The 7274-nt window shown below is 39.6% G+C and carries 12 protein-coding genes; 9 read left to right on the forward strand and 3 right to left on the reverse strand.

What is annotated here, in order from left to right:
* The 4 genes from F8N00_RS14675 to F8N00_RS14690 form a co-directional block, all read left to right on the forward strand.
* Positions 1 to 208 (forward strand): hypothetical protein (locus tag F8N00_RS14675; protein WP_421018454.1); only part of this gene is annotated, 208 nt, incomplete at its 5' end.
* Between the two features lie 67 nt (positions 209 to 275).
* Complete coding sequence (locus F8N00_RS14680; protein ID WP_421018455.1) at positions 276 to 845, forward strand: suppressor of fused domain protein; 570 nt, start codon at positions 276 to 278, stop codon at positions 843 to 845.
* 91 nt (positions 846 to 936) lie between these two features.
* Positions 937 to 1242, forward strand: coding sequence for a hypothetical protein (locus tag F8N00_RS14685; protein ID WP_421018456.1), 306 nt, complete (start codon positions 937 to 939; stop codon positions 1240 to 1242).
* Positions 1243 to 1347: 105 nt separating this feature from the next.
* Positions 1348 to 2031 (forward strand): hypothetical protein, encoded by a 684-nt coding sequence (locus F8N00_RS14690; RefSeq protein ID WP_421018457.1) that lies wholly within the window; start codon positions 1348 to 1350, stop codon positions 2029 to 2031.
* 156 nt (positions 2032 to 2187) lie between these two features.
* Here F8N00_RS14690 and F8N00_RS14695 read toward each other — a convergent pair whose 3' ends face one another.
* The 3 genes from F8N00_RS14695 to F8N00_RS14705 form a co-directional block, all read right to left on the reverse strand.
* The gene (locus tag F8N00_RS14695) at positions 2188 to 3027 is read right to left on the reverse strand and encodes an aldo/keto reductase (protein WP_174316204.1); all 840 of its coding nucleotides are present in this window, start codon (positions 3025 to 3027) and stop codon (positions 2188 to 2190) included.
* 216 nt (positions 3028 to 3243) lie between these two features.
* Complete coding sequence (locus tag F8N00_RS14700) at positions 3244 to 3573, reverse strand: winged helix-turn-helix transcriptional regulator (RefSeq protein ID WP_035397757.1); 330 nt, start codon at positions 3571 to 3573, stop codon at positions 3244 to 3246.
* 214 nt (positions 3574 to 3787) lie between these two features.
* Complete coding sequence (locus tag F8N00_RS14705) at positions 3788 to 4075, reverse strand: hypothetical protein (RefSeq protein ID WP_421018458.1); 288 nt, start codon at positions 4073 to 4075, stop codon at positions 3788 to 3790.
* Positions 4076 to 4413: 338 nt separating this feature from the next.
* Here F8N00_RS14705 and F8N00_RS14710 point away from each other — a divergent pair, with 338 nt between their 5' ends.
* From F8N00_RS14710 to F8N00_RS14730, 5 genes are all read left to right on the forward strand, one after another.
* Positions 4414 to 4746, forward strand: a complete 333-nt coding sequence (locus tag F8N00_RS14710; protein ID WP_421018459.1) for a hypothetical protein — start codon at positions 4414 to 4416, stop codon at positions 4744 to 4746.
* Between the two features lie 250 nt (positions 4747 to 4996).
* Positions 4997 to 5254 carry a hypothetical protein gene (locus F8N00_RS14715; protein WP_075642221.1) on the forward strand — a complete coding sequence of 86 codons (258 nt, stop codon included), beginning with the start codon at positions 4997 to 4999 and terminating at the stop codon, positions 5252 to 5254.
* Between the two features lie 43 nt (positions 5255 to 5297).
* Positions 5298 to 5942, forward strand: coding sequence for a hypothetical protein (locus F8N00_RS14720; protein WP_421018460.1), 645 nt, complete (start codon positions 5298 to 5300; stop codon positions 5940 to 5942).
* Positions 5914 to 6594, forward strand: coding sequence for a hypothetical protein (locus F8N00_RS14725; RefSeq protein ID WP_421018461.1), 681 nt, complete (start codon positions 5914 to 5916; stop codon positions 6592 to 6594). Before F8N00_RS14720 ends, F8N00_RS14725 begins: the two co-directional genes overlap by 29 nt.
* 102 nt (positions 6595 to 6696) lie before the next feature.
* Positions 6697 to 7005 carry a hypothetical protein gene (locus tag F8N00_RS14730; protein ID WP_421018462.1) on the forward strand — a complete coding sequence of 103 codons (309 nt, stop codon included), beginning with the start codon at positions 6697 to 6699 and terminating at the stop codon, positions 7003 to 7005.
* Positions 7006 to 7274 lie beyond the last annotated feature (269 nt).

A 7274-nucleotide genomic window follows, 5' to 3' on the forward strand; every position in this document is an offset into this window, starting at 1 on the left:
TGAGACGCCATTACTATTTGGTAGTGTACCTAGCTTAGATTCTGATGAAGAATACTACTACATTACTCGAGGTATTTATGGAGAAAGAGTGTATGTTGAAGAGGAAAAGGCACGAGCGGTAATCAATCCCTCAGGAACGTGGGGTGATCGAGCAGCTGTATACGAATTCGAAGATCGATTAAAAGAAATCAATGACAATTTGAAATGACTATTTATGTTGGGATCACAGATTGGTTTAGAAGTATTAAAACGATACTCAAACGGAGGTTGATTTAATGAATTATCTTGATCATTTAGAACAGCATTGCGGAGAATTCACGGAAGCATTTCCAATCGAGGAACTTGAACAAAAGAACGTCCAAATCTTGAAATTCAAAGATGCACCATTTAAGGAAACCTATACGATTGCATCCCTTGGATTACTTTTTCATCCACTCCAAACGGAAGATGGTTCACTGATGCATCAAGAAATAATGATGTCAGCGGAACAACCAGACGTTCAGGACGAGATCATTTATTTACTCTGGCAATTGGCTGAGTACGCTATGAGAACAGGACATGCATTTAATGCAGCAGAGTATTATCCACTCCCTGAAGGAATATTTGAAAAGTATCAGTTCTCCTCTGTTTATGTTACAAGTCCTGTGTACTTTGATGAATCCTTCTTCCTATTTGAAACAGATTCTAATGTTGGGAATGAGCCAGATACCGTATTGCCAGTCTGGTTCGTACCGATTTTTGAATCTGAGGAGAAATATATTGAAAAACACGGAGCGGATCAATTTGAAGATCTTTTGTTTGAGACAGATGAGTTAGTAAATTTTAACCGTAAACCACTCGTGTAAATGGTTATTGATAGCTATTTGAAAGATAGAATATCGATCATACACGATCTGATAGAACATCCTAGAGGTTTAGAGAATAATGGAGGATCAAATGAAGACGCCTCGTATACCTGACATCATAGCGAAATTAGAATTGGTTTTAGAAAATAAACTTTCTAGAGAAGAAGTGTCTGATTGGGCTTATAAATGGATGATGGTTTTAGAAAATAAAGAAGGATGGGAGACTACAGATTACGATATTTTAGTTTTTCAAGGCTTAACTACAGTGTATGGCATGGACTTACTCTATAGCCCTAGCGAATATCTGCACTGTGAGGAAGATATCCGTGATTGGGTGAAAGAACTCCAAAAAATCGAGAATAACGATCATCAGAAGCTTAGAAAGAAGTTTAAATAAAGTCTTAATATATCGCACAATGACAGTAAATCATCTAGTGGATGCTTGAACTCCTCAAGTGAATTAGAAGAATTTCCATAACTGTTTTAAAAACAGGAGGTATGAATGAATAAGAATCAAATCATGGATTCAGGATGGAATCGTCAAACCATATGGCAGGGATGTATACTCGCTTCAATCGCTCATGCTATCTTTGTCGCGAATAACCCGGATTTTGCTTATGAGCATTCGTGGGATGGTGATCATTACAGTACGAATGATGGTCAAGGCTGTAGAGGAACAGTAACATTTGGACAGGATTTTTTTGTGGCGGGCTTTCGAAACGAAGAATTTTTTGAAGAGACTATAGAAGCAAATGACTTGCTAATCGAAGCTCCAGAAAAAGTACAAAAAATAGCTGTAGATGATACTTTTCAATATCTATTAGATGATATTGAAGGAGTCATTCTCCCGGTCGTCACTACTGTCTTGTGGGGAGATGATCGGCAATCTTTTTCTAGTCATCAATACGAAGAAATGATGGATCGGGGATCAAGTCTATTTGAAATACAGGCGTCGGGTTACGAAGCTGGACTGGCATATTGGGAAGAGTACTACGAACTCACGGAACGACAGCTGGTGCTCCTAGAAACATTATATCACTTGAAAATAGAGAATCCATCTCAGGTTATTACCTTATCACATGAGGACATTCAAGTGTTAGATACGATTGATATGGAAGGAATTGAGGAGAGTACAACTTCTTTTTATGAGATTGATATTCATTGGTCTAGCGATGTATCTAACTAATCTATTCACTTACGTAATCTAGTTATGATTGCAAAGAAGCACACATCGTAAAAGAGATGTGTGCTTCTATTTTATAGACCCGAATAATAAACTTTCTTCGTCCGATTGATTTTTTCTACTACATCCTCAAACTTGAAATAAGACTATTAAGAGCAATCAGAAGTCAAACGTATCTGGATCCGGTCCACTCCGAAGATTCTCATTCAATTGGTTTAATCGTTCCATATCTTCTGGAAGGATTTCGAAATCAGTGATGCGCAGATTTTCTTGCATCCGTGAAGGCGTCATGGACTTAGGAATCGTGATGATGCCCTGCTGAATATCCCATCGTAGAATGATTTGAGCAGCTGATTTTTTGTATTGTGTAGCGAGCTCCTGAATGACCTCATTTTCTAGAAGTTCCGCATTCATAAGCGGTGACCAGGCTTCAATTTGAATCCCATGTTCACTGCAGAATTGACGCAACTCTGACTGAGTTAGCTTCGGATGGAGTTCGATTTGATTGACGACAGGTATGATGGATGCATGTTGCAGTAAGTCTTCGAGATGGTGGATTTGAAAATTACTCACACCAATCGCGCGGACCTTGTCCGTTTGAACCAATTCTTCAAGTGCTTTCCAAGGAGCTTGATACTTAGCTTTCCCTGGCCAATGGATCAAGTAGAGATCGAGGTACTCCAACTGCATTTTTTCTAAGGATTCTGCGTAAGCAACAAGTGTTTCTTCATATGATCCATGTGCATTCCAGACTTTTGATGTCACGAATAGTTCTTCGCGTGTTACGAGTCCTTCTTCGATAGCTTTCGCAATGCCTCTGCCGACACTTTGTTCGTTACCATAGATGGCTGCAGTATCGATACTACGATAGCCTTCGCGAATCGCAGTCACGACCGCTTGCTCGAGATCCGCACCGTCCTCGACACGAAATACGCCATATCCGACTTGTGGCATGTCCACGCCATTGTTTAACCGTACTGTAGAGATTTTCATATTCATCTAGCTCCTTTATCAAAATTACAGCAAAAAATCATGCTGTCTGTGTGACATCATCATATCGGGAGCAATCAGAAATAAGAAGACGGCACTTTAAAGTTCCATAGTCACCAAAAAGTGACTTTTCCTAAATCACAGGGGCGAGGGAAGTAAAAAAAATCAAACAGCAAACAGCCCTGCATTCGAAAATGCAGGGCTGTTTAGGGAAGTACAAAAACATTAACAGCTATTCTTCAAGTGTTCATTTTGGAGATGTTGCTCTCCCCAGTCACATAAGACATCCATGGTCGATTTTAATGATCGTCCATAGTCCGTTAACTCATATTCGACCTTAGGTGGAGCTTGGTGATAGATGACACGTCGAATGACACCGTCCTGTTCTAATTCTCTTAATTGCTGGACCAGCATTTTTTGAGAGACATTCGGCATGAGGCGTTTCAACTCACTCGTCCGGTACTTATCTTTAAACAAGTGGCACAAGATGACGACTTTCCATTTCCCGCCGATTACTTTTAAAGCAGCTTCGACAGGAATACTAAATTTACTCAACACGATAACTCCTTCATCCATAAAATTAAAATACAATGACTGATTCCTTCGTTAAAAGAATTACCAAAACGAAATATAGCATAAGTTGTACTTTATTCAAAACAAGTGAACTCGTATGACTATATCAACTAGTGCTGAGCATTAATCGTGTTGTAAAGCAGGACGTTAGCAAAATATCCGATGTAGTTTTTCTTAGACGTAGCTGTACGTTATTTTATTTTGTTGCCTCTGCTTCATACTTTTCTAAAAATTCATCAACAGAGAACTTCTCATTTACTTCACTCGTTGATTTACTCGAGGAAATGGTGTGAGATGATCCTTTCAAATCATCTGGACTTGATTGGATTTCGAGCACTAATGTATCACCTAAACCCGTTTCAAGCCCACTTCCGAAGTTAAAAGTTCGTGTTACATAAGCTTCAGCATAATTTCGTTGATTTTCGGAGTACACTTTTACGTTAGAAATTTTATAACTAAATGAATGTAGCTGTTGTTTATCCACTTTTGTACTAGATAGAAAAATTAATACAGCCTCGTCGCGTGAAGATAATCTCGATTGATTGGTGTGTGCCAACGGCGTATTGTTTAAAAAATCCGCTTTTTGTTGTTCTAGGACTTTCGTGAAAAAAGTGAGGCTTGCTCCTTTGAAACCGTGCTTTCATATTTTTCCTGTGAAATATTAGAAGTCGCTATTGCGTTACTGATCAAAAAGCCAGAAGATAGAAGTACACTTAAAGAGAGTGATAATAAAATAGTTTTCTTCAATATCAAAACCTCTTTCTGTTGTATGGATAACGTTACTATATAACAAAAAAAATAAATAAGGGGAGGATGAAAAAGATGGGTAGATCGAATTCTAAGAAAAAGAACAGAAAGAAAATAGTCCTGATATGTTTCGGAACATTAGCTATCATCGTACTACTCATGCCGATCCTATCACCAGTTCTGTTTACGGATGCTTCGCCGAGAGGTGCTCTAAGACACGAACTTTATAAAGAAGGCTATTTCTATCAAAGTTACTTTGCAATCATCACGGAACAAGATCCACAAGCAGAGCGTTACCATATGTTTTGGTACCATTGGAAAAGTGAAACAGGCGGAACTCCTTTTGTCTGTTATTCGAAGAAGGTGAGTGAAGAAAAGTATGCGGTCTCTTGTGGTACAGGTCCATGACCTGATTTTTTTCGGACAAGAATCTTACATAAGAAAAGTGAATACATCAATGCGAAATAGGAGTGCAGACTGGTGCGATGGAAGCGTAAATAGTTTTGCACTCCTTTTGTAAAAAAGAAGATTTAAAAGAAAAAATCATACATAGAAAATTTTTCAATGAAACTTAATAAAGAAAAATATCGTAATTAATAGTTGTATAATAACTTCATGAAACAAACATATTAAAAAAACATAATCGGAGGAGACGTCGATGGTGGTACCGTTTATTGGTCTTGGTGTCGGGATATTCTTGTTGACGTTAGGCATCTATTTTATCCGCTCAAAGCATGCGAAAAAGACACCGCTAGCGGGACACGGGGATAGCATCGACACGGTGGATTCATTCGTACTCAGTATCATTTTGTCAATTGGCGTCATCTTATTTTGTTCGTTGACCGTCAGACATTATGGTTATGTCTGTGTCTTAGGTGGACTGTTCATACTATACGTGGTCAGCGCAGCATGGTGAGACCTATAAAAATGTAGAAGGTAAGATAAAGGGAGCACAAATCATGATTCAATTAGTAAAACAAATCGACGATCGTGTGTATCACATCGTCTTTCACCAAGAGGGGCGCACTTTATTCTGCCGGGAAGGTGTTGCCCAAAAAGAGCAGGCAATCGATAGCGAGGATATGATGGAAACGAATGAAGAGTCTGCAACGAAGCGGATTATTTTCAAAAATCCGTTCCTCGCGTATCGCCAGAAAAAAACGTGGGTTCGTGAAAAATTAGACGATGGATATATCCGGTCACCTTTTGCTCTGTCTGAAGCGATGGATTTTCGAGCCGACCGACGCATCATAAAGTTGCGTATTTTAAGCGCTCTATTGATCTTATTCAGTGGATTACTGACGCTGACTGATATCTTGCCGATTCCAGGATACATAACACTCGTCGTTCTGATGATTTTCTGGCCGATGCATCTCGAAGGAAAATCTGCACGTACTCGCATGTATCGCTGGTCAGGAGCACTTTTCATGTTCGCCTTAGCGGGCTCATCAAAAAACTATTTATCACCAATCAATCTCTCGATTAACGGAGCGGTCTGTCTCATTTCAGGGTTCATTCTCCTGTTATATGCGTCAGGACAATTACAGGAACTTGCGACGAAAGGAATCACATATCATGACGAATCAACAAACGAAGGTGATTGAACTCAAGCGCGACAATGGTCAAGCGACCGACTACTGGGTCAGTTACCGGATGGGGCGCACGCTGTATCAGGTATCCGTGCAAGAGCAAGCGGATGGTCAAACGGATGAAGGGGAGGTCGTCAAAGAACGTTTTCCGTTTTATTTCGGGATGAAGAAACGAATGCTAGAGTTAGCAGAAGCGAAAGAAGCCCTTGGGTTTCGACCGTTGACCGAAGAAGAGAAAGCAGCGCCAGTCATCGAGGAAGAGAAAGCGCAGCTCGATCCTGCATTCTTTAAGCCTGCTATTCGATACGCTTGGTTGATGCTTGGTCTCGGCATTCTTCTCTTCCTCCTTCCTTCGCCGATCCTGAACGGACTCGCGTTCGGACTTGGCTTATACATTTGGTATGAGACGTTCAGACAGCCAGGAATACCGCGCAACTATCAAAGGTATTTTCACGGGATGCTTGCGGGATTGACAATCTTACAGGTGCTATCGGCGATTGAGTTGGAGCGATTTACACACCCATATTATGCGACAATTTGTGTGCTATCTGCGATCGTATTGGTGTTGCTCGTCGTTCAGCACCGTTTGAAAGAAACCGATCAAATCGGTCAGGAGGAAAGTGTTCGGGTTAGGAAAATGAAAGACTATTCTGATTTGGATCTTTAAAAACTTATTTGCTTAACTTTCATAAGGCTAGAAGAGTTTGTATTGCTGTAAAATATAGGTATCAATCGCATTCAATCAGCCTATTGAAAAGGAGAGTAAATCATGGATCTACAATGGAACGATAAGACTATCCTTGAACTCATACTCATCGTCTGGGTGATCGGTGCCATCATCATCATCGTGAGCCAGGCGCGGAGTAAGAAAAGTTTGAAAGCTAGTCTGATTAGTGGAACAATCATCAATCTTTTTTATACGACGGGCATTTCATTACTGTGGTTTTACACGATTGCTGTCGATGGGATTAGTCAGGTGTTAGTCGTCTATTTCTTCGTCGGCATCTTTACAATCCTTGAGTTTCTATTCGTGATCGTTTTGTTGATCGTCAAACGCAAAAAAACAACGATCTCTTGAAAAGTAAAGAAAGGATAATTAACACTTAAAAAAAGATTTAGTTTACATAATGAAGTAGAAGGAGGCATGTCTCTTCTTCTACTTTTTTTGTAATTATGCAATCGATTGCATTCGTATGCTAATTCAACATCCAGTAAAAGGAATTATATTTCTTGCAAAAAACTAGTTTTTATTTCACACGATTTATGCAAGAATAGAACACAACAAACTGCGAGAATTTTTAGAAAAGTGAATGACTAGACTATTCATCCTTTTGAGTAGCTGTCTCT

This window comes from Exiguobacterium sp. A1_3_1 (assembly GCF_048985645.1).
Lineage (GTDB): Bacteria > Bacillota > Bacilli > Exiguobacteriales > Exiguobacteriaceae > Exiguobacterium_A > Exiguobacterium_A indicum.

What these genes read in the sequence shown, in the direction of transcription:
- F8N00_RS14680 (WP_421018455.1), top strand. Translation starts at nt 276, where the DNA reads ATGAATTATCTTGATCATTTAGAACAGCATTGCGGAGAATTCACGGAA.
- F8N00_RS14695 (WP_174316204.1), bottom strand. Translation starts at nt 3,027, where the DNA reads ATGAATATGAAAATCTCTACAGTACGGTTAAACAATGGCGTGGACATG.
- F8N00_RS14685 (WP_421018456.1), top strand. Translation starts at nt 937, where the DNA reads ATGAAGACGCCTCGTATACCTGACATCATAGCGAAATTAGAATTGGTT.
- F8N00_RS14725 (WP_421018461.1), top strand. Translation starts at nt 5,914, where the DNA reads ATGACGAATCAACAAACGAAGGTGATTGAACTCAAGCGCGACAATGGT.
- F8N00_RS14710 (WP_421018459.1), top strand. Translation starts at nt 4,414, where the DNA reads ATGGGTAGATCGAATTCTAAGAAAAAGAACAGAAAGAAAATAGTCCTG.
- F8N00_RS14720 (WP_421018460.1), top strand. Translation starts at nt 5,298, where the DNA reads ATGATTCAATTAGTAAAACAAATCGACGATCGTGTGTATCACATCGTC.
- F8N00_RS14730 (WP_421018462.1), top strand. Translation starts at nt 6,697, where the DNA reads ATGGATCTACAATGGAACGATAAGACTATCCTTGAACTCATACTCATC.
- F8N00_RS14715 (WP_075642221.1), top strand. Translation starts at nt 4,997, where the DNA reads ATGGTGGTACCGTTTATTGGTCTTGGTGTCGGGATATTCTTGTTGACG.
- F8N00_RS14690 (WP_421018457.1), top strand. Translation starts at nt 1,348, where the DNA reads ATGAATAAGAATCAAATCATGGATTCAGGATGGAATCGTCAAACCATA.